The organism is Pseudomonas sp. TAE6080 (assembly GCF_018732265.1).
In the GTDB taxonomy this organism is placed as follows: Bacteria; Pseudomonadota; Gammaproteobacteria; order Pseudomonadales; family Pseudomonadaceae; genus Aquipseudomonas; species Aquipseudomonas brenneri.
In genome coordinates, this window is the sequence record NZ_JAHIDY010000025.1 from 62,678 (window position 1) to 89,127 (window position 26,450).

Annotated in this window: 23 protein-coding genes; 7 read left to right on the forward strand and 16 right to left on the reverse strand. The window is 61.3% G+C overall.

Annotation, left to right across the window (positions count from 1 at the left end; genetic code table 11):
- The first annotated feature begins 167 nt into the window (after window positions 1–167).
- The 4 genes from KL786_RS18770 (at window position 168) to KL786_RS18785 (ending at window position 4,872) form a co-directional block, all read left to right on the forward strand.
- A complete protein-coding gene (locus KL786_RS18770) occupies window positions 168–2,168 on the forward strand; it encodes a ribonucleoside triphosphate reductase (RefSeq protein ID WP_215518575.1) in 2,001 nt (666 codons plus the stop codon).
- Between the two features lie 137 nt (window positions 2,169–2,305).
- On the forward strand, window positions 2,306–2,461 hold the full coding sequence (gene nrdD, locus KL786_RS18775) for an anaerobic ribonucleoside-triphosphate reductase (protein ID WP_029291331.1): 156 nt from the start codon (window positions 2,306–2,308) through the stop codon (window positions 2,459–2,461).
- Window positions 2,458–3,153, forward strand: coding sequence for an anaerobic ribonucleoside-triphosphate reductase activating protein (locus KL786_RS18780; protein WP_215518576.1), 696 nt, complete (start codon window positions 2,458–2,460; stop codon window positions 3,151–3,153). The genes nrdD and KL786_RS18780 overlap by 4 nt, the downstream gene beginning before the upstream one ends.
- 99 nt (window positions 3,154–3,252) lie before the next feature.
- Entirely contained in the window at window positions 3,253–4,872 is a 1,620-nt protein-coding gene (locus KL786_RS18785) for a methyl-accepting chemotaxis protein (protein WP_215518577.1), read from the forward strand.
- 33 nt (window positions 4,873–4,905) lie between these two features.
- Here the strand turns inward: KL786_RS18785 and KL786_RS18790 are convergent, their stop codons facing one another.
- Genes KL786_RS18790 through KL786_RS18805 form a run of 4 tightly spaced genes read right to left on the reverse strand, consistent with a single transcriptional unit; the run spans window position 4,906 to window position 7,978 of the window.
- The gene (locus KL786_RS18790; protein ID WP_215518596.1) at window positions 4,906–6,231 is read right to left on the reverse strand and encodes a 4Fe-4S binding protein; all 1,326 of its coding nucleotides are present in this window, start codon (window positions 6,229–6,231) and stop codon (window positions 4,906–4,908) included.
- 32 nt (window positions 6,232–6,263) lie between these two features.
- Window positions 6,264–7,106, reverse strand: coding sequence for an FTR1 family iron permease (locus tag KL786_RS18795; RefSeq protein ID WP_215518578.1), 843 nt, complete (start codon window positions 7,104–7,106; stop codon window positions 6,264–6,266).
- A 17-nt stretch (window positions 7,107–7,123) separates the two neighbouring features.
- Entirely contained in the window at window positions 7,124–7,447 is a 324-nt protein-coding gene (locus KL786_RS18800) for a cupredoxin domain-containing protein (RefSeq protein WP_215518579.1), read from the reverse strand.
- A complete protein-coding gene (locus tag KL786_RS18805; RefSeq protein ID WP_215518580.1) occupies window positions 7,448–7,978 on the reverse strand; it encodes an iron transporter in 531 nt (176 codons plus the stop codon).
- A 176-nt stretch (window positions 7,979–8,154) separates the two neighbouring features.
- Between KL786_RS18805 and KL786_RS18810 the strand changes: the two genes are divergently transcribed.
- A complete protein-coding gene (locus KL786_RS18810) occupies window positions 8,155–8,391 on the forward strand; it encodes a DUF3079 domain-containing protein (RefSeq protein ID WP_215518581.1) in 237 nt (78 codons plus the stop codon).
- 203 nt (window positions 8,392–8,594) lie between these two features.
- Here the strand turns inward: KL786_RS18810 and KL786_RS18815 are convergent, their stop codons facing one another.
- Together KL786_RS18815 and KL786_RS18820 are read right to left on the reverse strand one after the other, a co-directional pair.
- Window positions 8,595–9,479 carry an alpha/beta hydrolase gene (locus KL786_RS18815; protein ID WP_215518582.1) on the reverse strand — a complete coding sequence of 295 codons (885 nt, stop codon included), beginning with the start codon at window positions 9,477–9,479 and terminating at the stop codon, window positions 8,595–8,597.
- 99 nt (window positions 9,480–9,578) lie between these two features.
- Window positions 9,579–10,736 carry a GGDEF domain-containing protein gene (locus tag KL786_RS18820; RefSeq protein ID WP_215518583.1) on the reverse strand — a complete coding sequence of 386 codons (1,158 nt, stop codon included), beginning with the start codon at window positions 10,734–10,736 and terminating at the stop codon, window positions 9,579–9,581.
- A gap of 183 nt (window positions 10,737–10,919) precedes the next feature.
- Here KL786_RS18820 and KL786_RS18825 point away from each other — a divergent pair, with 183 nt between their 5' ends.
- Both KL786_RS18825 and KL786_RS18830 read left to right on the forward strand, forming a co-directional pair.
- Window positions 10,920–11,516, forward strand: coding sequence for an NUDIX hydrolase (locus tag KL786_RS18825; protein ID WP_215518584.1), 597 nt, complete (start codon window positions 10,920–10,922; stop codon window positions 11,514–11,516).
- A 98-nt stretch (window positions 11,517–11,614) separates the two neighbouring features.
- The gene (locus tag KL786_RS18830; RefSeq protein ID WP_032861230.1) at window positions 11,615–12,202 is read left to right on the forward strand and encodes a LysE family translocator; all 588 of its coding nucleotides are present in this window, start codon (window positions 11,615–11,617) and stop codon (window positions 12,200–12,202) included.
- Window position 12,203: 1 nt separating this feature from the next.
- Here the strand turns inward: KL786_RS18830 and KL786_RS18835 are convergent, their stop codons facing one another.
- From KL786_RS18835 to KL786_RS18880, 10 genes are all read right to left on the reverse strand, one after another.
- Window positions 12,204–13,025: a helix-turn-helix transcriptional regulator gene (locus KL786_RS18835; protein ID WP_215518585.1), complete on the reverse strand. Its 822-nt coding sequence runs from the start codon at window positions 13,023–13,025 to the stop codon at window positions 12,204–12,206.
- 95 nt (window positions 13,026–13,120) lie between these two features.
- Complete coding sequence (locus KL786_RS18840; protein ID WP_215518586.1) at window positions 13,121–15,589, reverse strand: TonB-dependent siderophore receptor; 2,469 nt, start codon at window positions 15,587–15,589, stop codon at window positions 13,121–13,123.
- A gap of 92 nt (window positions 15,590–15,681) precedes the next feature.
- Entirely contained in the window at window positions 15,682–16,650 is a 969-nt protein-coding gene (locus KL786_RS18845; RefSeq protein WP_215518587.1) for a FecR domain-containing protein, read from the reverse strand.
- On the reverse strand, window positions 16,647–17,177 hold the full coding sequence (locus KL786_RS18850) for a sigma-70 family RNA polymerase sigma factor (RefSeq protein ID WP_154842523.1): 531 nt from the start codon (window positions 17,175–17,177) through the stop codon (window positions 16,647–16,649). Before KL786_RS18850 ends, KL786_RS18845 begins: the two co-directional genes overlap by 4 nt.
- Window positions 17,178–17,393: 216 nt before the next feature.
- Window positions 17,394–19,004: an ABC transporter ATP-binding protein gene (locus KL786_RS18855; protein ID WP_215518588.1), complete on the reverse strand. Its 1,611-nt coding sequence runs from the start codon at window positions 19,002–19,004 to the stop codon at window positions 17,394–17,396.
- A gap of 1 nt (window position 19,005) precedes the next feature.
- Window positions 19,006–20,025, reverse strand: coding sequence for an ABC transporter permease (locus tag KL786_RS18860; protein ID WP_032861222.1), 1,020 nt, complete (start codon window positions 20,023–20,025; stop codon window positions 19,006–19,008).
- Window position 20,026: 1 nt separating this feature from the next.
- On the reverse strand, window positions 20,027–21,100 hold the full coding sequence (locus KL786_RS18865; protein WP_057436807.1) for a microcin C ABC transporter permease YejB: 1,074 nt from the start codon (window positions 21,098–21,100) through the stop codon (window positions 20,027–20,029).
- A gap of 1 nt (window position 21,101) precedes the next feature.
- Window positions 21,102–22,940, reverse strand: coding sequence for an extracellular solute-binding protein (locus tag KL786_RS18870; RefSeq protein ID WP_032861220.1), 1,839 nt, complete (start codon window positions 22,938–22,940; stop codon window positions 21,102–21,104).
- Window positions 22,937–24,766, reverse strand: coding sequence for an extracellular solute-binding protein (locus KL786_RS18875; RefSeq protein ID WP_215518589.1), 1,830 nt, complete (start codon window positions 24,764–24,766; stop codon window positions 22,937–22,939). Before KL786_RS18875 ends, KL786_RS18870 begins: the two co-directional genes overlap by 4 nt.
- Window positions 24,767–24,998: 232 nt before the next feature.
- Window positions 24,999–26,411 (reverse strand): lytic transglycosylase domain-containing protein, encoded by a 1,413-nt coding sequence (locus KL786_RS18880; RefSeq protein ID WP_215518590.1) that lies wholly within the window; start codon window positions 26,409–26,411, stop codon window positions 24,999–25,001.
- Window positions 26,412–26,450 lie beyond the last annotated feature (39 nt).

Below are 26,450 nucleotides of genomic sequence, written 5' to 3' on the forward strand. Positions count from 1 at the left end.
GCAAGCCCGCTCCCACATTTGGACGGCGGCATGTTGAACTTTTTGTTCAGTCGCGAGTTTTGCAAACTTGACCCTGGTCAATTGCAACCCACCTTTCACTGCGTACCATCACTGCATCTTGTGTCTAGATGAACTATTAAATCTATATGTAGTGTTTTGGAGCCCCCATGCAGATCACCTCAAGCCCGCTGGTCAGTACCCGTCTACACAAGCGCGATGGCACTCTCGTAGCCTTTGACGCCGAGAAAATCCGCCAGGCGATGATCGCCGCGGGTAACGCCACCGGCGAGTATCAGGACGCCGAGGTCGATCTGTTGTTAGGGGCGGTGCTCGCCCGGTTGCGCGGGATCACCCGGTTGGATGTGGAGCAGATCCAGGACAGTGTCGAGCGGGTGCTGATGGACGCCGGGTACTTTTTGGCGATGCGTGCCTATATCGTCTACCGCGAGCAACACGGGCGCCTGCGCCGTGATCGCAAGACCCTGGTGGAAGTCGCCACCTCGATGAACGAGTACCTCGACCGTGAAGACTGGCGCGTGCAGGCCAATGCCAACCAGGGTTATTCCCTGGGCGGGCTGGTACTCAACGTGTCGGGCAAGGTCACCGCCAATTACTGGCTGGACGAGGTCTATAGCCAGGAGATCGGCCAGGCTCACCGCGAGGCGGATTTGCATATCCATGACCTGGACATGCTCGCGGGTTATTGCGCCGGCTGGTCCCTGCGCACGTTGCTGCACGAAGGGCTCAATGGCGTGCCCGGCCGCGTCGAAGCCGGGCCGCCCAAGCACCTGGGCAGTGCCCTGGGGCAGATGGTCAATTTTCTCGGCACCCTGCAGAACGAGTGGGCCGGTGCCCAGGCCTTCAGTTCGTTCGACACCTACCTGGCGCCCTTTGTGCGCAAGGACCAACTGTCGTTTCCCGAGATTCGCCAGGCGGTGCAGGAGTTCATCTACAATCTCAACGTGCCATCGCGCTGGGGTACCCAGACGCCATTTACCAACCTGACATTCGACTGGGTCTGCCCCGAAGACCTGCGCGAGCAGATCCCGATCATCGGCGGCGAAGAAATGCCGTTTGCCTATGGCGACCTGCAAGCGGAAATGGAGCTGATCAACCGTGCCTATATCGAAGTGATGCAGGCGGGTGACGCCAAGGGGCGGGTGTTTACCTTCCCGATCCCCACCTACAACATTACCCATGACTTCCCGTGGGACAGCGAAAACGCCGACCGCCTGTTCGAGATGACCGCGCGCTACGGTCTGCCGTATTTCCAGAACTTCCTCAACTCCGACATGCAGCCCAACCAGGTGCGCTCGATGTGCTGCCGATTGCAGTTGGACGTGCGCGAATTGCTCAAGCGTGGTGGTGGATTGTTCGGTTCGGCAGAGCAGACCGGCTCATTGGGCGTGGTGACCATCAACTGTGCGCGCCTGGGGTATCTGTTCAAGGGCGATACCAGTGGCCTGTTGCAACGCCTGGACCACCTGATGGAGCTGGCGATGGAAAGCCTGGAGGTCAAGCGCAAAGTCATCCAGCACCATATGGATGCCGGTTTGTACCCCTATACCAAGCGCTACCTGGGCACCTTGCGCAATCATTTCTCCACCATCGGCCTGAACGGCATGCACGAGATGCTGCGCAATTTCACCGGCGACGAGGAGGGCACGCATACCGCCCGAGGGCGCGAGTTTGCGTTGCAGGTGCTGGACCATGTGCGCGCCACGCTGCTGCGGTTCCAGGAAGAAACCGGGCATTTGTACAACCTGGAAGCCACGCCGGCTGAAGGCACCACTTACCGGTTCGCCAAGGAAGACCTCAAGCGCTTCCCCGAGATCCTCCAGGCGGGCAGTCGCGATGCCCCGTATTACACCAACTCCTCGCAACTGCCGGTGGGCTACACCGAAGACCCGTTCGAAGCCCTGGAACTGCAGGACGAACTGCAATGCAAATACACCGGCGGCACGGTGCTGCATCTGTATATGGCCGAGCAGATTTCCTCGGCCCAGGCCTGCAAGCAATTGGTGCGCAAGGCCCTGGGACGCTTCCGCCTGCCGTACCTGACGGTGACACCGACGTTCTCCATCTGCCCGGTGCACGGCTACCTGGCGGGCGAACATGAGTTCTGTCCCAAGTGCGACGAGATCCTGGCCCTTAACGCCACCTTGTAGGAGCGAGCTTGCTCGCGAAGCACTCAAGGACACCGCGTTTAACCAGGCAGCACGCGTGATCGTTGACGTTATTCGCGAGCAAGCTCGCTCCTACAGAGCAAGGTGCGAACCGTTTTCCAACCCCAAGGAGATTCACCATGCAAACCACCCAGCCACAACGCCAACGCTGTGAAGTCTGGACCCGTGTCATGGGTTACCACCGACCGGTTTCGGCGTTCAATCCCGGCAAGCAATCGGAGCACCGTGAGCGCGCGCACTTTACCGAAAGTGCCGCTGCGGCCGGGCGCCAATGAGTCGAGCGCTACGGGTCGGGGGCCTGGTGCCCCTGACCACCCTCGACTACCCCGGCATGCTCGCCTGCGTGCTGTTTTGCCAGGGCTGTGCCTGGCGTTGTCGGTACTGCCATAACCCGGACCTGATCCCCCCACGCGGCAGCGATGAGGTGGATTGGCGCCGGGTTTTGCTGTTTCTGCAACGGCGCCAGGACCTGCTGGACGCCGTGGTGTTCAGCGGTGGCGAACCCACTTTGCAGGAAGGCTTGTCTGGCGCTATGGATGAAGTGCGCCAGATGGGTTTTCGCATTGGCCTGCACAGCGCCGGGATCAAGCCTGCAGCGTTCGCCCATGCCCTGGCGCATGCCGACTGGGTCGGGTTCGACGTCAAGGCCCTGGCCGAAGATTGCCAATTGATCACTCAGGTCAAGGGCAGCGGCACCGCTAATTGGCGCAGCCTCGACCTGCTGCTGCACAGCGGCGTGGACTACGAGTGCCGCACCACCGTGCATTGGCACCTGATCGACCCGCAACGCCTGTTGCTGCTGGCCCAGCGTTTGCACGAGCGAGGTGTCAAGCGCTTCGCCGTGCAGTTGGTACGCACGGCACGCATGCTCGATGAGCAACTGCCGAGCGTTTCGGCACAGGCCTTGCTGCCTGAACTATGGGAGAAAATGCGGGCACTGTTCCCGGCATTTGTTTTACGGGGTTGATCCCTTCGCGGAGCCCTTTCAAGCGTGGCGATTGAACTCCCACCGGATTATCAAAGATGCTGCCCCTTGTGGGCAGGTATTCATCAGGGAGCTTATGACATGACTCGATTAACCACTGCCCGCCGTATCGCGATCGGCTTTGCTATCGCACCTTTGGCCCTGGCCGGCATGGCGTTCTACGCCTTGCACGACCTAGGCACCCTCAAGGAACAGTCGGAGCTGATCGTGCAGCAGGACTGGCCGAAAATTGCCCCGATCATGGTGATTGCCACAGGTGTGCGCGACAACGGCCGCAACACCCGTGACTTGCTGATCGACCAGGACAACCAGGCGGCCCAGCAGGCCATCGGCACTACCCGCCAACGCATCACCGACGCCTTTACTCAGTTGGAGCCATTGTTCGATACGGCCACCGGCCAGGCGGCCTTTGCCGATCTGAAGAAGCACCGCGAAGCCTATGTCAGCGCCTTCACCCAGGTGCAGGCGTTGATCCGCCAGGGCGCCCATGCGCAAGGCGTGGCACAGCTCAAGCAGAACGTGCAACCGGCCGAGCAGGCGGTGTTCAAGAGCCTGGAGGCAATGATGGCCTTGCAGGGGCAGATCTTTGCCGAGCGCGAGCACGCGGCGCAAACCCTGTACCGCGAAGCGCGGCGCAATATGCTCGGGTTGTTCCTGATGTGCGTGGCCCTGGTGGTAACGGCTGCGGTCATTGTCACCCGCAGCGTCACCCGGCCCCTGGGCGGTGAGCCCGATGAGGCCGCGCGGGTGTTGAGCCAGATTGCCCAGGGCGACCTGACCACCGTGGTGCCAACTGCGGGCAGCGCCGATGGCAGCGTGATGCAGAACATGCAGCAAATGCAGCACAACCTTAATGAAATGGTGCGCCAGATCGCCACGTCGGTGGACCGGGTGGCCAGTTCTTCCGAGGAGTTGAGTGCCGTCAGTAGCCAGACCAGCAGCAGCCTGCAGTTGCAAGGCATGGAGATCGAACAGGCCGCCACGGCCGTCAACGAGATGACGGCGGCCGTGGATGAGGTGGCGCGTAATGCGGTGAGCACCAGTGAAGCTTCACGTTTGTCCGCACAGACGGCCCAATTGGGGCGTGATCAGGTGCAGGAAACAGTCGCCTCGATCAACACCCTGGCAGACGGCGTCAGTGGCACCTCGGTGCGGATCCAACAGCTGGCCGGACGCGTGCAGGACATCAGCGGCGTGCTGGAAGTGATCCGCAGCATCGCCGACCAGACCAACCTGCTGGCGCTCAACGCTGCCATCGAAGCGGCACGGGCCGGGGATGCCGGGCGTGGGTTTGCGGTGGTGGCTGATGAAGTGCGGGCCCTGGCCCATCGTACTCAGGCCTCGACCCAGGAAATTGAGCAGATGATCGGTAATATCCGCCTGGACACCGAGCAGGCTGTGACCGCGATGCAGGACAGCAGCGACCTGGTGCGCACCACCTTGAGCGTGGCGCAGCGTTCGGGCGAGGCACTGGAAGCGATTACCCAGTCGATCTCGCAGATCAACGAGCGCAACCTGATGATTGCCAGTGCCACCGAAGAGCAGGCATTGGTGGCGCGGGAGGTGGATCGCAACCTGGTGGGGATTCGCAACTTGTCCGAGCAGGTGTTGCTGGGGGCCCGGCATACCGATACGGCAGGGCATGAACTGGCGCAGATGGCTGGGGAGTTGCACCTGACGGTTGCCAGGTTCCGCGTCTAACCTCAATACCTGTAGGCGCCGGCTTGCCGGCCCCTATAGGCTCCAGCCCCAGAACTGTAGCCACCAGCCATATCCCACCCATCCATTACCCAGCAGCAGGCAAGTCCAGGCAGCGCAACGTTGGGCCAGTGGTGTGTCGGCCAGCTGTTTCCACGCCAGCCACAAACACCAGCCGACAGCTCCGACCAGTAATGTGCCGCGCGCCGGTTGTACCCATTCCAGCAACAATCCTTCATAGCGCAACAACTTCACCGTGGTTGCCGACAACCCCAGGAACAGTCCTGCACCGCCAAGGGGCGTAAAGGTCAAGGCCAGGGCCCAATAGCGTGCACGCTCACCGCTCAATCTGGCCGCCAGGCGCACCAGCCCCATCAAGGTTCCGCCGATCAGCAGGCTGCTGGCACCCAGATACGCAACGATGCAAAAGCCATCCAGCCAACTGAAGCTGTCGTTGGCCTGGGGATAGTGGGTCAGCAGCCACCAGGGCGCGCTGTCCTGCAACGGCCACAGCCAATCGTGTTCCACCAGCCACTGCGCCAGGTACTGTTTGAACGTGATAAACCACGGGCTGACGGTCCATTGGAAAGCGCCCATCGCCAGGCCGATCACACCGAACAGTAACAAGCGTGCATCCCACACCAAGGCGGGCTTGCGCGGGGCCTGGAGGATTTCGCTATTGCATGAACGGGCAATCAATTGCACTGCGCCGCGTTGCCCGCTGCAGCGTCCGCAGGCGTGGCAATCGCTGGCGCCTTGCAGGCGGCGAATGTCCAGCAGTGGCGCGCAGTTGGGCAACGGCAGGCGCGGGCCATCGTTGGCTTTCCAGCGTTGTTCGTTGACCTGGAAATGCACCGGCGCCAGGCGTGCGAGTAGGGCGAAGACGCCGCTGACTGGGCACAGGTAACGGCACCAGACCCGTTTGCCACGCACAAACAGCAGCCCTACCAGCACTGCGGCGATGGTCGAGCCGCCGAGGATCAGCAGGGCGGCCTGGGCGTAGTCGTACACACTGATCAACTGGCCGTAGAGGGTGGTCAGGCAGAAACCCACGGTGGGCCAGCCGCCCCAGCGGATCCAGTTCGGAATACCCAGCCCGCGACCATGCCGGCTGGCCCATTCGCTCAAGGAGCCTTCGGGGCAGAGCACGCCGCACCACACACGGCCGAATAATACGATCGACAGCACCACGAACGGCCACCACAGGCCCCAGAACAGGAACTGTGCTAGCAGCGTCAGGTTGTCCAGCAGGCGCGCCTGGCTGTCGGGCAGCGGCAACCAGGCGGGCACTACCAGCAATCCTGCGTAGAACAGCACCACGGCCCATTGCACGCCACGAATCAGCCGCGCATGGCGGCGCATGCCATCCCCCAGGCGTTGCAGCCAGGGGCTGTTCACAACGACGCTCGCCGGACGCGATACAGCCCTCGGCCCACCAGCAGCCAGTAGCCGGCCAGTACCAGCAGGGTCACCGTGCTGGGCGTCGCGCGGTACCCGGCGAAGCCCGCGAGCACTGCGCCCAGGCCGTGGCTGTCACTGAGCAGGGCGCTGCTGTCCCACCAGGCTTCGCCCACCAGGGTGTAGACCCAGTCGGGCATGTCCATGGCCAACAGTTGCCCGCCGATGCGTTCCATGGCGGCGACCAGCAAGGCGGCGGCTAACAGCAATAACAGCACCTCGCTGAGGGCGAAAAAACGTGACCAGGAAATCAACCGTCGCGTGCTGCGCAGCAGCATCACGGTCAGCCCGGCCAACACCAGGCCCAGCGCGCCACCAATGGCGAACAGGCCCAGCGCCGGGCCGTGCAGATGGGCACCGGCGCCGTACAGAAAGACCACGGTCTCGCTGCCTTCGCGGCTGACCGCCAACAGTGCCAGCAACAGCAACCCCAGTCCGCCCTGGCGTGCCGCACGCTGGTCGGCGTCGCGCAGCAGGGTTTGGCGCAGGCCCGGCCCGTGGCGGTGCATCCAGAACACCATCTGCACCATCAGCAGGCTTGCCACCAGGGTCATGCCGGCCTGGAACCATTCCCCTGCGGGGCCGCTCATGGCATCGCCGGCCCACAGCATCAAACCGGCCAACCCGGCGGAGCACAGCAGGCCCAGAACCACGCCGGCCCATAGGAAGCGACCCAGGCGCGAGCCCTCGGACTGCTGGCTGATCCAGGCCTGGAGGATGCCGATCACCAGCAACGCCTCGACGCTTTCGCGCCAGACGATAAACATTGATTGATTCATCAAATGCTCCCGGGCCGTTATTCGGCGAGAATGCTGCCCTCGGGCAACTGTGAGTTGAATTCGTCGAAAAACGGATAGGCACCCGGCTTGAGCGGGTGGATCACGACAAAGGTGGTCACCCCAGGCGACAACACTTTTTCCACGCGCAGTGGCGTGCTCTCGAATTCGGCCGGGCCCTGGCCGATATTTTTCAGCACGATCTTGAAGCGCTGGCCGGCCGGTACCTTGAGTTGCGTCGGGTTGAAGTGGCCGTCCTGCAGGGTCAGTTCATAGGTGGGCAAGGGCGCTGCCAGGGCCGCGCCACACACCAGCAGGGCACAGAGGGCTAGGGGACGGTGCATTCAGTAGCCGCCTTTCTTGCCAATCCCTGCATAGACGAATTCGTAGTGCACTTCACAGCGCTCGAACCAGGGCGCGACCCCGGTTTCCTTGTCGGTATGCCGGCCCAGTGAGCCGTGGCCGCTGGGTGGCATCACGGTAAAAGTCAGTTGGTATTTGCCGGGGCCCAGCAGCTTGACGTTGTCGCCGTAGTGCGGGCCGTCGTTGGCCACCATGGCATGGAACTCACCGATGATCGGGCTGGCACCGCCTTGCTTTTGCAGGCGGAACGATACGTTGAGGTAGGGCACGAAACTGCCTTCCTGAAAGCCCTGCTGGTTGTCGGCCGTGGCGCGGATATCCGCCTCCAGATGCACATCCGAGTCGGTGGTGGCGCGCATCATGCCGGGCGGCGCCATCTCGATCGGTTGCAGATAGACCGCACCGACTTCCAGGCCGGGACACATTTGTGGCTCGCCGATGGGATATTCCTTGGCGACGGCGGCGCCAGTCGATAACAGCAGGGCCAGTGACAGCGTGAAGGGGATACGCATGGGTACTTCCTGACAGGGGAAATGAGAACCCGAGTCTAGAAAGCTTCGCTGTAAATAATAATGATTCCTGTCAAGTTTCCAGGGATATAGACATAACCAATCTTGATGTTGGTCAAGGCTGTGGACGGGCAGCGGCCGTAGGATCAAATCACTGCCCACCGCTGTGGAGCCTGCTCATGGCCAAGCCGTTCCCGCTCAACCCCAAACACCCCGAGCGTATCTGCTGGGGCTGTGACCGTTACTGCGCGACCACGGCACTGGCCTGCGGCAACGGTGCCGACCGCACCATGCACCCAGCCGAAATGATCGGTGAGGATTGGTACCTGCATGGCGATTGGGGTATTGAATTGCCGATTGCCACGGATAAGGACCCCGAGGCGGTTGCCCAGGAAAAGGCCGGCGTCAACCGGTGAACCTTGGCTGTAAAAAAAATCGTTTAAATGCAAAAAGAGTTGTCCACGAAAACCGTGGGTATCTCTGTGGATAACCTTGCGTGGGCCCGGCAGGTATGGCGATTCAACCCGCGATCAATATTTGATCAAGATCGGCTGCAAGCCTTTTGGCGTGCGGCGTGCGCTTGACACGCGGTGTTGAAGTCGGTGCCGGATCCGGCGTTCTACAGTAATCCCTCCAGTGCCTGGCGATAGTTACGACCGCCCAGGCTCAGGCTGTTGTTGTGGCTGGCCCCAGGTACCAACAGCAAGTGCTTGGGCTCTTGGGCGGCGTCAAACAATTGCTGGCTGAAACGCGGTGGCACATAACGGTCGTCGAGGCCGTGCACCACCAGCAACGGCATATGGATGTCGGCGATCTTGTCGATGGAGTCAAACTTCTGCGACAACACCCAACGCACCGGCAATGAGGTGTTGGCCATTGCGGTGGCAACATCGGCCAGGGAGGTGAAGGTGGACTCGATTACCAGCCCACGCACGGGGGGTGGCAACTGTTTGGCCGCCGCCCGCTGGCCCAATTCTGCTGCCAGGTCGATGGCTACTGCGCCGCCCAGGGAGTGCCCGTAGATCAGGCGTTTGGCCGGGACCGGTTGCAGGATCTGGAAGCGCTCCCAGGCAACGCGCGCGTCTTCATAGACACTGGTTTCGGACGGCAAGTCGCCCCGGCTCTGGCCGAAGCCGCGATAGTCGATAGCCAGTACCGAGTAGCCCTGGGCATGCAGTTGTTCGATGCGAAACAGCTGGCCGGTGAGGTTCCAGCGTACGCCGTGCAGGTAAAGAATCGCCGGTGCATCTTTTTTCGCGGCGGGCCACCACCAGCCATGGAGGCTCTGCCCGGACTTGAAACTGGCGGGCTTGAGTTCGAACTCCTGCACATCCTTGGGCAGGCCGCGATACCAACTGGCGGTACCGGGCTCGATGCGAAACACCAGTTCGCGCTCCTTGTGCTGCAGGACACCGCAGCCCACGGGCAGACCCAGGACCAGTACGGCCATGCACAGTAACGGTAACCAGCGCAGGCGCAGGCGTGTGAAAAAACGTTTGGACATGGAGGTTCCAGAGCAGGAGCGAAGCAGATTTTTTTAGTAGATGCCTTGCCCATGAAGGGAATATTAAGACCGCCGTGATCGGTGATTGCTTGCAAAGTGTTATAGCGCTGCGCAAATCGCCGTCTGCACGCGGTTGCGTCCCTGGTCCTTGGCGCGATACAGCGCCTGGTCAGCCTGGGACAGCAGGCGTGACAGGTCGTGGCAGGTCGGTGTGGTCGTGACGATGCCAATGCTCACGCTCAAGAAACCCGGCGCCAGCAAATCGAGGCTGGCAAACCCTTGGCGAATGCGCTCGGCGACCTGGATGGCGCCTTGCTCATCGGTGCCCTGCAGCAGGCAGGCAAACTCTTCGCCGCCGATGCGTGCAAACAGATCGTGCTTGCGCAACAGCGTCGCCGTCAGTTGGCTGAAGGCAATCAGGGCCTGGTCGCCCATGGGATGGCCGAAGCTGTCGTTGAGGCGCTTGAAGTAATCAAGGTCACACAACAGCAGCGCGGTGGTTTGCCCGCGCTGCCTGCTGTCGGCCAACAATTGTTCGCCATGGAGCATGAAGGCCCGGCGATTGCCGATGCCCGTCAATACATCGCTGAAGGCCGCGGCCTTGAACTTGAGTTCGGCCCGCTCCTTGACCATCGCCAGGGTGACGTAGGCGATACCAATGGCATACAGCATGGACTCGAACAACATGAACGAGAAAAACGGCACGCCTTCGCCCATCAGTGCGTTTTCATGCTTGATCGGCATGCCGGGATCGATCACTGCGCGCACACAGTAAAACGTCGTATGAAATACCATCAGGCCCATGGCCGGCAGATAGGCCACTTCCAGGTGCTGGCGATGGCGCCACAGCTCCAGCGCCGACAACACCCCATAACCTGCTGCCAGGAGCGAGTACAGGGACACGCGGCTGGACATCGAGCCATAAAACTGCGGGATCAGGCACATCAACAGCCACAGGGCCGGGCCTGCGAGAATGCCCGGCAAGTACGGCGTGCCCTGGACAAACACGCGCATGGCGGTCCAGTTCATCGCGGCGCTCAACAGCAGCACCACGTTGCCGAGGATCAGTGCGACAAAGTCCATACCTATACCGCGTACCACAATCAACGCGGTGCCCAGGGAGGCGAGCAACAGCATCACCCCCAGATAGCCCAGGGTTGGCTCACGCACACGTCGCCAGGCGTGGACAGTGAGCAGTCCCATCAGGCAAAAAACGAATACCGCGACCATCAATAGCGTCGGTATGTGCAGCATCATGTCCTTGACCCCGCAAGATGCACCGTCGAGATAACCCCGTCAGACACACGCTTATGCGGTCATCAGGTGCAGAAAGGGCGCAAGTGTAACTGGATAACGTGCAGCAATGCTGGCCGATGGACAGCTTGACGCTGGCAGGAGGTCACCGACATGCTGCGCCCCTTGCGATCAAAAGGATCTTCCATGGACAACAGCCCTGTACGCATCACCTCTGAAGAGCTGCTCTCGGACAACTGGTACCTGCTGAAAAAATACAGCTTCGACCTGCGCCGCCGGGACGGTAGTTGGCAAGCCCAGACCCGTGAGGTCTACGACCGCGGCAACGGTGCGACCATCCTGTTGTACAACACCTTGCAGCGCACGGTCTTGCTGATTCGCCAATTCCGCATGCCGACCTTCGTCAATGGCCATGATGGCTACCTGATCGAAACCGCTGCCGGGCTGCTGGACAACGCCAGCCCCGAGGAGCGTATCCGCCTGGAAGCCGAGGAAGAGACCGGCTACCGCATCGGCCATGTCGAAAAAGTCTACTCGGCATTCATGAGCCCGGGCTCGGTGACCGAACGTATTCATTTCTTCATCGGTGAATACCAGCCCGGCGACCGCGTGGGCGAGGGCGGTGGCCTGGAGGATGAAGGTGAAGATATCCAGGTACTGGAATTGGGCTTCGACGAGGCCATCGCCATGGTCACGCGCGGTGAGATTGTCGATGGCAAGACGATCATGCTCCTGCAATACCTGGAACTGCGGTTGCTCAAGGCAGCCATGACGGTTTTGTAGGTGCCGGCGCGGCAAGGGGCATTTTCTTCAATACGCACTGCCTGCAGGAACGTAGCGTACAGGCCTCGTCCACCTGTCATTACAAAAAAGGAAGTGCAATGAGTTTGATCATGTCCATGGCCGCCTTCGCCCTGGCGACCTCCATCACACCCGGCCCGGTCAATGTGGTTGCCCTTGGTTCCGGGGCGCGTTTCGGCTTTGCCGCCAGCCAAAAACACGTGGCTGGCGCGGCGCTGGGGTTTACCTTGCTGCTGGTGCTGATCGGCCTGGGGCTGCATGAGGTGCTGGTGCGCTGGCCGATATTGACCCAGGGCATACAGTGGGGCGGGGTCGTATTCCTGTTGTACATGGCCTACAAACTGACGATGGATGACGGCCGGTTGGATGCGCAGGACGCGGCTGTTGCGCCATCCATGCTCTATGGCGCGATCATGCAATGGCTCAACCCCAAGGCCTGGCTGGCGTGTGTGGCCGGTATGGGGCTGTTTGCGGCTGACGGCGACGCCGTACGCGTCTGGCAACTGGCAGCGGTGTACCTGGTGATTTGCTACCTGTCGGTGGCGTGCTGGTCGTATGTGGGTACGTTCTTTCGTCGTTACCTGAGCAATGCCCGGGGCATGCGCCTGTTCAACCGGGCGATGGCGCTGCTGCTGGTGATCAGCGTGGCGTACCTGTTGCTGGCCTGATTCAGCCGCGATATTGCCCCGGCGTGGCTGCCAGGTGTTGCTTGAAGGTGCGCTGGAAATGCGCCTGGTCGGCAAAACCTGCGGCCAGTGCCACATCGGCAATCAACTGGCCGCGGCGCAGTTGGTTGCGGGCGAACTGGATCCGCTGGTTGACCAGGAATGCATGGGGCGTCATCCGGTAATACTGCTTGAACGCACGGATCAGGTATGACGGTGACAATTGCGCGGCCTGGCAGATATCTTCCAGTTTCAGTGCCTCGGTGCAATGCGCGCGGATGTACTCGGCGGCGCGCTCCAGCTTGTGATTGACCTCCCGTTCGACTGTGGCCGCAGGGTTCAGGCGCAATTGCACCTCACTGAAAAAACTCACCACGGCGCTGTGTTTGTGCAGGTGCTCGGCGTGTTCGTCGGTCAGCACGCAATACAGTTCGAGCAGCCCGGCAAACAGCAACGGGTCATCGGTATGGGTGGTGGTGAAGCGGCGAAAGTCCAGCTCGTGGGCAAACCCCAGTTGGTGTTGCAGGTCGGTCAGCCATGCCGTTTCGATGTAGAGCATGTGATACGACCAGGGTTGGTCGTCGATGGGGTTGCAGGCGTGCACATCGCCGGGGTTCATCAGCACCACGGTGCCGGTGTGGATGTGGAACGTGTCTGCACCATGGATATACAGGCTTTGCCCGGCGGTGATCGCGCCAATCGAGAAATGATCGTGGGCATGTCGGGTGTAGCAGACCTTGCGCCCATCATCGATGGTGCGCGCCTCGATAAACGGCAAGCTGGCATCACGCCAGAAGCGCGGGGCGGCCAGGTCGGGCAGCGACATGATGCAATCTCCGGGGGACCTTGTAGGGCCCCGATGATTGCACATAAATACGGCGTCGACCTTATGTGGTGTTACCAACAACCGCCCCCCAGGGGTTAGAAGTCCCAGCGCGTGGCCAGTTGCAGGCTGCGCGGCTCGCCGTAGAAGCCGGTGCCGAAGTTGCCCAGGCCCGTGTAGTACTTTTTGTCGAAGGCGTTCTTCACGTTCAACGTGGTGCTCAAGTGTTCGTTGAAGCGATAGCGCGCCATCAGGTCCACCAGGTAGTAGCTGTCCTGGGTGATGCGTGAGTATTGGCCGAAGTTGACCGTGTCATTCGGGTTGGGCTGGAACACATTGCCGAAGAACTCGCTCTGCCAGTTGACCCCGGCACCGATCGTCACCTTGTCCAGCGCGCCGGGCAGGCGGTAGGCGTTGAACAGGCGCACCACCTGCTGTGGCGTGGTGGTTTGCAGGACCGAACTGTAGACATAGTCGTCATTGGCATCGCGGGTGTGCTGGTAGGTATAGCCGGCCGAGACATTCCAGCCGTCGAGTACTTCGCCGGCCAGTTCCACTTCAAAGCCCTTGGTCGTGGCGCCGGCAATCGGGCGGTAGATCGAGTCGCTTTCAAAGCCCGAGACGTATTGCGCGACATTGTCCTGTTCAATACGGAAGGCGGCAAAGCTGGCATTCAGGCGGCCGTCGAAAAAGGCGGCCTTGAGCCCTGCTTCGTAAGTGTCGCCTTCAATTGCGTCAAGCAGCTTGCGGTCGGCGTCCTTGGTGTTCTGCGGCCGGTAGATCTTGGTGTAGCTGCTGTACACCGACCAGATGTCGTTGAGGTCGTAGACCACTCCGGCATAGGGCGTCACCACGCCGGTCTGCTTGTAACTGGTGCGCGCGTCGGTGACGGTCGGATCGTAGAAATCAGTGGTGTCGTTATTGCTGAAATTGCTCACGCGGGTGCCGAGGATCACCGACAGGTCATCGGTAGGTTTCAGGCGGGTCGCCAGGTAGGCGCCGGTCTGGCGTTGCACAATATCGTTCTGGCCGCTGCGTGGGATATCCGGCTTGGGGTACTCGCCACGCCAGTCATAGATGCTGCCACCCACTGGTGGGTAGATCGAACCGTAGACCGGCACGTCCTGTTTCGAGCGGGTCGCCATAAAGCCCATGATCAACTCATGCTCGCGGCCAAACAGGCTGAACGGGCCGTTGAGGTTGACGTCGAGGGTGTTCTGTACCTGATCGCCCTTGTACTTGCCCATGAACATGTACATGCCTTCGCCGGTTGCCTGGTCCGGGTTGCCGCCGCTGGCGGAGGCGAGCAGGGTGTCGTGCTGGCTGCGCTTGCGGTCCAGGCTGACTTTCAGCGACCAGTCGTTGGCCAGCTTTTGCTGGACCGAGGCGAAGATCGTCTGGTTCTGGAAGTCGCGGCGGCTCCAGTCGGCGGCCGGGTTGAACGAGCGCGAGAAGTTCGTGCGATTGCCGTTGCTGAAGTACATCGGGAACCCGGTCCAACTGGCGCCACGGGAGCGGGTGTCCTGCTGGTCGATGCCGAAGGTCAGCAGGGTGTCAGGGGTGAGATCGGCTTCGAGGATGCCGTAGGCAATGTCCTTGGTGTTCTGGTAGTGATCCAGGTAGGACGAGCGGTCCTGGTACACGCCGACAAAGCGCCCGCGCACATTGCCCGACTCGGTCAGCGGCCCGGAGATATCACCTTCGGTGCGGTAGTTGTCCCAGGAGCCCACGGTGCCGGTAACCGAGGCCTTGAATTCCTTGGTGGGCTTTTTACGGATCAAGTTGACCGTGGCCGAGGGGTCGCCGGAACCGCTCATCAGGCCCGACGAGCCCTTGATGATTTCCAGGTGGTCGTACACCGCCATGTCGGTGCTGGTGGTGCCGTAGTCATACACGCCGTCATAGGTGGAGTTGACGCCGTCGTACTGGAAATTGGTGATCGGCAGGCCACGGCTGGAGAACTCCCAGCGCTCGCTGTCGTAGTTCTGCACACTGACGCCGGGGGCACGACGCAGGGTGTCGGCGATGCTGTTGGAGCCCTGGTCATCCATTTGCTGGCGGGTGATCACGGTCACCGACTGTGGCGTCTCGCGGATCGACAGTGGCAGCCCCGTGGCCGAGGCCATCGAGCCGGTGGTGTAGGCGTGGCTGTCTTCGGTAGTGGCGCCCAGGGCCACGCCGGAAATGGTGGTGGCACCCAGTTCCAGTTCGCCGGTATTGAGCGGGGCCAGCTCTAGCACATAGCCATTGTTGCCCTGGGGCTGGGCCTGCAAGCCGCTGCCTTGCAACAGGCGCTGCAAGCCGGTGGCCGGGGTGTAGCTGCCGCTCAGGCCCGGGCTGGTCTTGCCTGCTGCCAGACTGTTGTGGCCGGCGATGAAAATGCCCGACTGCTCGGCAAAACGGTTCAGCACACTGACCAGCGATCCTGCGCCAATGCTGTAGCTGCGGGTGGTTTCCTGGGCCGCGGGGGTTTCGACCGCCTGCACAGTGAGCGGACTGATGCAGAGCAGGGTAGCGGTGATGGCCAGGGCTAGGGGGCGCACAGTGAAAGCAGCAGGTTGCAGCATGGAAGGTTCCCTACGGATTCGGCAAAGATGAAAGCGTCTGCTGGGTTAACCGAACGAACGTTGAAAAGGGGAACTGGCGGGATGAAAAAAATTTACAGGGCAGTATTTTTCGGGCCAACGTTGATCCACCACGGCATGACTCGGTCTACCTTGATGGGTAGCGCCGCTTCCAGCAGCCGCAACGCATGCTCGCTGTCCTTGAGCGGGAATGAGCCCATCACGGGTAACTGGGCCACCGCCGGATCACAGCCCAAATGGCCTGGGCGGTAGCGGTTCAGTTCGCCAATCAATTGGCCCAGGGGCAGGTTGTCGGCCAGCAGCACCCCGCGGCTCCAGGCTTCACGGCTGGCGGAGGCTTGCGCGGTGTTGTGGATGGCAGCGCGATTGAACACGGCTTGTTGTCCCGCCTCCACAATGCGCACGTGCTGGTTTTGGGCGGTGCGCACTTCGACCCGTCCATCAAACACGTTGAGTGTGGTGCTGTCATCACCCTGCAGCACACTGAAGCGGGTGCCGAGGGCACGCATCCGTCCGTGTTCGGTATCGACCAGGAACGGTCGGCTGAGGTCCTTGGCGGTATCGATCAGCACTTCGCCGAAGCGCAGGTGCAGAAGGCGCTGGTGCGCGTCGAAGCGCACGTCCATGGCGCTCAGGGCGTTTAGCCAGATATGCGTACCGTCGTCGAGCAATGCATCGCGGATTTCATCGCTGGCCGTGGCGTAGTCGGCACTCCAGCCACCCACCACACGGGGCAGGGCGGTGCTGCGCCAGGTGCCCCAGGCCAGGGCTGAACCGGCACCCAACACCATCAGCGTCTTGAGGGTTTGTCTGCGCGTGCTGCGCAGGGCCCGTCCGGCGCTGACGGGTTCATCGCTCAGGGGAGCAAAACGTTGGCTGACGCGTTCGACGTACCGCCAGGCGGCCTGATGCTCGGGGCTCTGCCCGAGCCATGTTTGCCAATGTTGCTGCGCCTGGCTGCCGCCTTGCGGGTCCTGTAGGCGCACATACCATTGGGCTGCTTGTTGCAGGCTGGCATGGCTGAGTTTGGCGCTGGGGGTCATTCCACCAGCAATCCGTCGAGTTCGGCTTCGAGCACCGCGCAGTGCAGCAGCGCCTGGGCCATGTATTTTTTCACCATGCGCTCACAGACCCCCAGTTGCAGGGCGATTTGCTTGTAGGTCATGCCATGCAGTTGCGCCAGCAGAAACGTCTCGCGAACCTTGTGCGGCAGCCGCGCGAGCATGGCGTCGACCTCGTACAGGGTTTCGACGATGATCGCCCGCTGCTCCAGCGATGGCTGCACCGCTTGTGGGCGATCGGCGAGGCTTTGCAGCCAGGCCTGCTCCAGTTGGCGACGGCGCCAGTGGTCAATGCACAGGCCGCGGGCGATGGTCGCCAGGTACGAACGCTCGCGCACCGGGTCGGCCTGGTCGGGCGGGCGTTTCAGCACGCGGATAAAGGTGTCCTGCGCCAGGTCGGCGGCATCCCAGCGGTTGCTCAGACGCCGGCGCAACAGGCCCAGCAGCCAGGAGTGGTGGCTGCCGTAGAGCTGACTGAACGAAGTGGGGGAGGTCGACACAATATCCATCCGGCGCTGATGCCATGACGTGAATAGGAATTGGTCGCGATTAAAGCAAAGGCCTGTGGGCAGCGCAAATGATATTGGTTTGCTTTTGCGAAAGACTTTGCCGGCAGATCTGCACAGATCAAATGTGGGAGCTGGCTTGCCTGCGATAGCGGTGGGTCCGCCACATCGCTATCGCAGCCTCGCCGGGCGAGACAGCTCCCACAGGATCCCCCTGAATCAGATGCGGGAGGTCGGCACCAGGAACGCCGCCTCTAGCAACTGCCGGGTATAAGCATGCTGCGGATCGGCGAAGATGGTCTTGGCATCGCCCTGTTCCACTACCTGGCCCTGCTTGACCACCATCAATTGGTGGCTCAGCGCTTTGACCACCGCCAGGTCGTGGCTGATGAACAAGTAGGTCAGGTTGTACTTGGCCTGCAGGTTGCGCAGCAGCTCCACTACCTGGCGTTGTACCGTACGGTCCAGGGCCGAGGTCGGTTCATCCAGCAGGATCAAGCGTGGCTTGAGCACCAGCGCGCGGGCGATAGCAATGCGCTGGCGCTGGCCGCCGGAGAACTCATGGGGGTAGCGGTGGCGGGTCTGCGGGTCCAGCCCGACTTCCTTGAGCGCTGCGATAATCGCCTCTTCCTGCTCGGCTGCCGTGCCGATCTTGTGAATGCGCAAGCCTTCGCCAACGATCTCGCTGACGCACATGCGTGGGCTCAGGCTGCCGAACGGGTCCTGGAACACCACTTGCATTTCCCGGCGCAATGGCCGCACCTGTTGCTGGGTCAGTTGGTCCAGTTGCTGGCCTTCAAAACGGATCCCGCCCTTGCTGCCGATCAAGCGCAGGATCGCCAGGCCGAGGGTGGATTTGCCGGAGCCACTTTCCCCGACGATGCCCAGGGTCTGCCCCTGGGGCAGGCTGAAGTGGATACCGTCCACCGCCTTGACGTAATCGACGGTGCTGCGCAAAAAGCCTTTCTTGATCGGGAACCAGACCTTCAGGTCGTCGACTTCCAGCAGCGGCGGGCCAATGGCGTTGGTGGCCGGTCCACCGCTGGGCTCGGCGGCCAGCAGTTCCTGGGTATAGGGGTGCTGGGGGGCGCGGAACAGTTCCTCGCAGGAGGCCTGTTCGACAATGCAACCGCGCTGCATCACACACACGCGGTGGGCAATGCGCCGTACCAGGTTCAAGTCATGACTGATCAGCAGCAACGCCATGCCCAGGCGCGCCTGCAGTTCCTTGAGCAGTTCGAGGATCTTCAACTGCACGGTGACGTCCAGGGCCGTGGTCGGCTCATCGGCGATAAGCAGCTCCGGCTCGTTGGCCAGGGCCATGGCGATCATCACCCGCTGGCGCTGGCCGCCGGACAGTTCATGGGGCAGGGCCTTGAGACGTTTGTGCGGCTCGGGGATGCCCACCAGCTCCAGCAGTTCCAGGGTGCGCAGGGTCGCGGCCTTGCCGGTCAGGCCCTTGTGCAGGCCTAGCACCTCGTTGATCTGCTTTTCGATGGAGTGCAGCGGGTTCAGCGAGGTCATCGGTTCCTGGAAGATCATCGCAATGCGGTTGCCGCGGATCTGGCGCAAGGGTTTTTCTTTCATGGTCAGCAGATCCTGTCCGGCATACCCGATCGTGCCGGACGGATGCCGCGCCAGGGGGTAGGGCAGCAGGCGCAGGATCGAGTGGGCAGTCACCGATTTGCCGGAGCCGCTTTCGCCGACCAGGGCCAGGGTTTCCCCACGGCGGATATCGAAGCTGATGTTTTCCACCACGCGCTGATGCTGCTCGCCGGTGACGAACTCGACACTGAGGTCGCGGACTTCGATCAGATTGTCCTGGTTCATCTCATTTCCTCGGGTCGAAGGCATCGCGAGCGGACTCGCCGATAAACACCAGCAAACTCAACATGATCGCCAGCACCGCAAAGGCGCTGATGCCCAGCCACGGCGCCTGCAGATTGGATTTGCCCTGGGCTACCAGTTCGCCCAGGGACGGCGAGCCGGCGGGCAGGCCGAAGCCGAGGAAGTCCAGGGCGGTCAGGGTGCCGATGGCGCCGGTCAAGATGAAGGGCATGAAGGTCATGGTCGAGACCATGGCGTTGGGCAGGATATGGCGGAACATGATCGCACCGTTCTGCATGCCCAGCGCCCGCGCGGCACGCACATATTCCAGGTTGCGCCCGCGCAGGAACTCGGCGCGCACCACGTCCACCAGGCTCATCCACGAAAACAGCAGCATGATCCCCAGCAGCCACCAGAAGTTGGGCTGCACAAAGCTGGCGAGGATGATCAGCAGGTACAGCACCGGCAAGCCCGACCAGATTTCCAGGAAGCGCTGGCCGGCCAGGTCGACCCAGCCGCCATAGAAGCCCTGCAAGGCGCCGGCTGCCACACCGATGATCGAACTCAATACGGTGAGGGTCAGGGCAAACAGCACCGAGACCCGAAAGCCATAGATCACCCGCGCCAGCACATCCCGGCCCTGGTCATCGGTGCCCAGCAGGTTATCGGCCGACGGCGGTGCCGGTGCCGGGACTTTCAGGTCGTAGTTGATGCTCTGGTAGCTGTAGGGGATCGGCGCCCAGAGCGTCCAGGCATCCTTGGCCTTGAGCAGTTCGCGGATGTACGGGCTTTTGTAGTTGGCTTCCAGGGGGAACTCACCGCCGAAGGCGGTTTCCGGGTAGCGCTTGAGTGCCGGGAAGTACCAGTCGCCGTCGTAATGCACCGCCAGCGGCTTGTCATTGGCGATCAGCTCGGCGCCCAGGCTCAGGCCAAACAGGATCAGGAACAGCCACAGCGACCACCAGCCGCGCTTGTTGGCCTTGAAACGTTCGAAACGGCGGCGATTGAGGGGGGATAGGTTCATCTCAATGCTCCCGGCTTTCGAAGTCGATGCGTGGGTCGACCAGGGTGTAGGTCAAATCACCAATCAGTTTCACCACCAACCCCAGCAGGGTGAAGATAAACAGGGTGCCGAACACCACCGGGTAATCGCGGTTGATCGCGGCTTCAAAGCTCATCAGACCCAGGCCGTCGAGGGAGAAAATCACTTCCACCAGCAGCGAGCCGGTAAAGAAGATACCGATAAACGCCGAAGGGAAACCGGCGATCACCAACAACATGGCATTGCGGAACACGTGGCCGTAGAGCACGCGGTGATTGGTCAGGCCCTTGGCCTTGGCGGTGATCACGTACTGTTTGTTGATTTCATCGAGAAAGCTGTTCTTGGTCAGCAACGTCATGGTGGCGAAGTTACCGATCACCAGGGCCGTGACCGGCAGTGCCAGGTGCCAGAAGTAGTCGAGGATCTTGCCGCCCCAGCTCAGTTCGTCAAAGTTGTTGGATGTCAGCCCGCGCAGGGGGAACCAGTCGAAATAACTGCCGCCGGCAAACACCACGATCAACAGGATGGCAAACAGGAACGCCGGGATCGCATAACCGACGATGATCGCCGAACTGGTCCACACGTCAAAGTGGCTGCCATGCCGGGTGGCCTTGGCGATCCCCAGGGGGATCGAGACCAGGTACATGATCAGGGTGCTCCATAACCCGAGGGAGATGGACACTGGCATCTTCTCCTTGATCAGGTCGATGACCTTGGCATCGCGAAAGAAGCTGTCGCCAAAGTCCAGCTGGGCGTAGTTCTTGACCATGATCCACAAGCGTTCCGGCGCCGACTTGTCGAAGCCGTACATCTTCTCGATTTCCTTGATCAGCGTCGGGTCCAGGCCCTGGGCGCCACGGTAGCTGGAGCCGGCCACCGAGACTTCGGCGCCGCCACCGGCGATGCGGCTGGTGGCACCTTCAAAGCCTTCGAGCTTGGCGATCATTTGCTCCACCGGGCCGCCGGGTGCGGCCTGGATGATGACAAAGTTGATCAGCAAGATGCCGAACAGCGTCGGAATGATCAGCAGCAACCTGCGAAAAATATAAGCCAGCATGTCAGTCGCCTCCGCTCGCCGGGTCGGCGCTGGTGTCTGTGGGCGGCGTCATTGCCGGTGGCGTGTGGGGTTTGATCCACCAGGTATTGATGCCTACGTCATAGCGCGGAGGGACTTTGGGGTGGCCAAGGTGATTCCAATAGGCCACGCGGTAAGTCTTGATGTGCCAGTTGGGGATCACGTAGTAGCCAAACTGCAGTACCCGGTCCAGGGCCTTGGCGTGGGCCACCAGGCTGTTGCGTGAGTCGGCGTTGATCAACTGCTCCACCAATTCGTCGATGGCCGGATCCCTGAGGCCGATGTAGTTGCGGCTGCCGGGGTTGTCGGCACTGCTCGTTTGCCAGAATTCACGCTGTTCGTTACCCGGTGAGGAGGACTGCGGGAAACTGCCGACCATCATGTCGAAATCCCGGGAACGTACGCGATTGACGTACTGCGAGACGTCGACCCGGCGGATCACCAACTCGATACCCAGGTCTGCCAGGTTGCGCTTGAAGGGCAGCAGGATGCGCTCGAAGTCGGTCTGGAACAGCATGAATTCGATGCTCACCGGTTTGCCGTTGGTGTCGACCATCTTGTCGTCGACGATGCGCCAGCCGGCTTCCTGCAACAGTTGGTAGGCTTCGCGCTGCTGGGTGCGGATCATGCCGCTGGCGTCGGTTTTGGGCGGGGCGAAGGCTTCGGTGAACGCTTGCGGCGGGATTCGGCCGCGCAGCGGTTCGAGAATCGCCAGTTCGGCGGGGCCGGGCAGGCCGGTGGCAGCCATGTCCGAGTTTTCGAAATAACTGCGGGTGCGGGTGTAGGCGCCGTTGAACAGTTGCTTGTTGCTCCATTCAAAGTCCAGCAACAGGCTGATGGCCTTGCGCACCCGCACGTCCTGGAACATTGGCTTGCGGATATTGAACACAAAACCCTGCATCCCGGTGGGATTGCCGTTGGGCAGTTCTTCCTTGATCAACCGCCCCTCGGCGACGGCCGGGACGTTGTAGGCATTGGCCCAGTTCTTGGCCGTGGTTTCCTGCCAGTAGTCGAATTGCCCGGCCTTGAGGGCTTCCAGGGCCACGGTGTTGTCGCGATAGTAATCGCTGATGCGGTAATCGAAGTTGTACAGGCCCTTGTTGATCGGCAGGTCCTTGGCCCAGTAATCCTTGACCCGCTCGTAGCGGATCGAACGCCCCGGCTTGACCTCGGCCACCTTGTACGGGCCGCTGCCCAGGGGAATCTCCAGGCTGCTTTTGGCAAAGTCGCGCCCGGCCCACCAATGCTTGGGCAGTACGGGCAACTGGCCGAGGATCAGCGGCAGCTCACGGTTGCTGGTGTGTTTGAACTTGAACAGCACCCGCAGCGGGTCTTCGGCCACCACTTCGGCGACGTCAGCGTAGTAGGTGCGGTAGATGGGGCTGCCTTGTTTGATCAGGGTTTCAAAGGTGAACACCACGTCTTCGGCGTGTACCGGATGGCCATCGTGGAAGCGCGCTTCGGGCCGCAGGTAAAAGCGTACCCAGCTGTTATCGGGGGCTTTTTCGATCTTGCCGGCGATCAGGCCGTACTCGGTGATGGGCTCGTCCAGGCCTTGCTGGGCCAGGGTGTCGAAGACCAGGCCAATATTGTCGGCGGGCACGCCTTTGCTGATAAACGGGTTGAGGCTGTCGAAGCTGCCCATGGCCGACTCACGAAAAGTGCCGCCCTTGGGCGCGTCGGGATTGACGTAGTCGACATGCTTGAAATTGGCCGGGTACTTGGGCGGCTCGTCATACAGGGTCAAGGCATGTTGAGGGGCGGCAACAGCCTGGGTGCACAACAACAGGCCACTGATAATCGCAGTACGCAAAGCCATCATTGGGGTTTCTCCGAAGCTTTCAGCCACCATGCGCTCAGGCCCAGGCTATAGGGCGGCGTGGTGACGAAGGCGAACCGGTTACGGTACGCCAGGCGATGATAGTTGAGATACCAATTGGGAATACTGTAGTGCTGCCACAGCAGGACCCGGTCCAGGGCCCGGCCGGCGGCGACTTGCTGGTCGCGGGTCTGCGCGGCGAGCAATTGTTCCAGCAGGTGGTCGACCACCGGGTTGGCGATGCCTGCGTAATTCTTGCTGCCCTTGATCGCGGCCTGGGTGGAGTGGAAGTACTGCCACTGTTCAAGGCCGGGGCTGAGAGTCTGGTTGAGGGTCATCAGGATCATGTCGAAATCGAACTGGTCGAGGCGCTGCTTGTACTGCGCACGATCCACAGTGCGCAAGCGCGCATCGATGCCGATGCTGCGCAGGTTTTCGACATAAGGTTGCAGAATCCGCTCCAGGTTCGGATTGACCAGCAGGATCTCGAAACGCAGCGGCTGCCCGTCGCTATTGAGCAGGCGCTGGCCGGAAAGTTTCCAGCCGCCTTCTGCCAGCAAGCCGAGGGAGCGGCGCAAGGTCTCCCTGGGGATGCCACGGCCGTCGGTCTGCGGCAGGCTGAAGGCCTGGGTAAACAGATTGGCCGGCAGTTGTTCGCGATAGGGCGAGAGCATCAGCCATTCATGGCCCACCGGCAGGCCACTGGCCGAGAACTCGCTGTTGGGGTAGTAGCTCAAGGTGCGTTTATAGGCGCCGCTGAACAGAGTGCGGTTGGTCCATTCGAAATCGAACATCAGCCCCAGTGCTTCACGCACCTTGGCCTGGCTGAACGTGGCGCGGCGGCTGTTCATGAACAGGCCCTGGCTCTGGGTCGGGATCTGGTGGGCGATCTGCGCCTTGATCACCTCGCCACGATTGACTGCCGGGAAGTTGTAGCCATTGGCCCAGTTCTTGGCCTGGTGCTCGATATAGATATCGAACTCGCCGGCCTTGAAGGCTTCGAAGGCCACGTCGCTGTCGCGGTAGAACTCCACCTCGACTTTGTCGTAGTTGTAGAACCCGCGATTGACCGGCAGGTCCTTGCCCCAATAGTCCTTGACCCGCTCGAACACCAGTTGCCGGCCTGGCTGGACCTGGCTGATCCGATAAGGCCCGCTGCCCAGTGGCGGTTCGAAGGTGGTGGCCTTGAAGTCGCGGTTCTTCCAGTAATGCTGGGGTAGCACCGGCAATTCACCCAGGCGCAGGATCAACAGTGGGTTGCCGGCGCGCTTGAACACGAAGCGGATGCGGTGGGGGTTGAGTACGTCCACCCGGGCCACTTCCTGCAAATTGGTGCGGTATTGCGGATGGCCTTCGGTCAGCAATGTGCGATAGGAAAACGCTACATCGTCGGCGGTGATGGGCTTGCCGTCATGGAAGCGCGCTTGCGGGCGCAGGTTGAACACCACCCAACTGCGATCCTCGCTGTATTCCACCGATTGGGCTATCAGGCCATAACTGGACGTGGGCTCGTCGCCGGAAGGGGCGTACTGCCCGGTGCCGACCATCAACGGCTCGTTGAGCTCATTGACCCCGTATTGCAGGAAGTTAGCGGTGGAGACCGGGCTTGAGCCCTTGAATGTGTAGGGATTGAGGGTGTCAAACGTGCCAAAGGCCATGACCCGCAAGGTGCCGCCCTTGGGCGCTGCGGGGTTTACCCAATCGAAGTGGGTGAATTTGGCCGGGTACTTGAGCGTACCGAACTGCGCATAACCGTGGTTCTCGGTAATGGTCGCGTTCGCACTAAAGCTCAAGGCCAGACTTATTAGTAGAAGGAGGGGACGCTTCAAGTCAGAGATCCGATCCAGGCGGCTTGGGCTTTATGATCGGTACAGTAACAGCTTGTTCCACTTGGAAAAAGGCTGTTGAAAAGGCCATTTTCAGGCCCGGTGGGATCTTGAGCGGTGCGCGGAGCAAATGTGGGAGCTGGCTTGCCTGCGATGCAAGCACCGCGGTGAATCAGTTACACCGCGCAGATGCAATCGCAGGCAAGCCAGCTCCCACACAAGCCTGCCGTTCAGTTTATCTTGGCCCGGACACCACCAGCATCTGCCCCGGCTTCAGCGCCTGGCCAGTGCGTGGGTTCCAACGCTTGAGATGTTGCATCTCGACGTTGAAGCGCTTGGCAACCATGTACAGCGAGTCACCTTTCTTGACCTTGTACTGCACCGGCTTCTTGCCGCCAGCCTTGGCCACGACTTTGCGGGTGTCCTGCATCACCAGGGTCTGGCCGACTTTCAAGGCCTGGCCATTGAGCTTGTTCCAGCGCTGCAGGTCATGCACGTCGACCTTGTTGGCCTTGGCAATCAGCGTCAGGTTGTCACCACTCTTGACCTTGTAGCTGAGCGAGCGGCCGGCCACGGCCTTGTGCTCGACCTCGTCGAACACCGGCTTTTTCGGGCGCAGGCTCAACAATTCCTCGGGATTCATCGAGGACAGGCTACTGGCCAGCAATTGCGCCTTGGAGGTGGGCACCAGCAAATGCTGGGGGCCGTCCAGGGTAGTGCGTTGCTTGAAGGCCGGGTTGAGCTGGAACAGTTCGTCTTCGTCGATCTCGGCCAGCGCGGCGACCCGGGACAGGTCCATGCTTTGCTTGACTTCAACCATCTCGAAGTACGGTGCGTTGGCAATCGGGTTCAGGTTGACGCCGTAGGCCTCGGGAGCCAGCACCACTTGGGACAGCGCCAGGAACTTGGGCACGTAGTCCTTGGTTTCCTGGGGCAGCGGCAGGTTCCAGTAGTCGGTGGGCAGGCCGAGCTTTTCGTTGCGCTCGATGGCCCGGCTGACCGTGCCTTCACCCGCGTTATAGGCCGCCAGGGCCAGCAACCAGTCGCCGTTGAACATGTCATGCAGACGTGTCAGATAGTCCAGGGCCGCAGTGGTGGAGGCGGTGATATCGCGACGGCCATCATAGGCGCGGGTCTGGCGCAGGTTGAAGTAGCGCCCGGTGGAGGGAATGAACTGCCACAAGCCGACCGCATCGCTGCGTGAATAGGCCATTGGGTTGTAGGCACTTTCAATGACTGGCAGCAGCGCCAGCTCCAGGGGCATGTTGCGCTCTTCAAGGCGCTCGACGATGTAATGAATATAGAGACTGCCGCGTTCGCCGGCGTTCTCCAGGAAAGAGGGGTTGCTGGCGAACCACAGGCGTTGTTGCTCGATACGCGGGTTGACGCCGACGCCGTCCTGCAATTGGAACCCCTGGCGCATGCGCTCCCAGACATCCTGGGGCACCTGTGGGCTTGGCTTCTCTGAGAGCCAAAGGGGTTTTTGCTTGATCTTGGCAGTTAAGACAGGTTTGGGTTGCACGGTGGATTGTGCAGCGTAATTGGTCGTTTGGCAGCCCGCCAGAGTTGCGGATACAGCCACCGCAATGGCTTGAGCCAGGCGGGTCAATGCGTCTGAATGGTTGGATTTACGAATAGATGACGACATTGGCTGGAAGTTAGTTCCGGGCAAAAATGTCGGGCGATT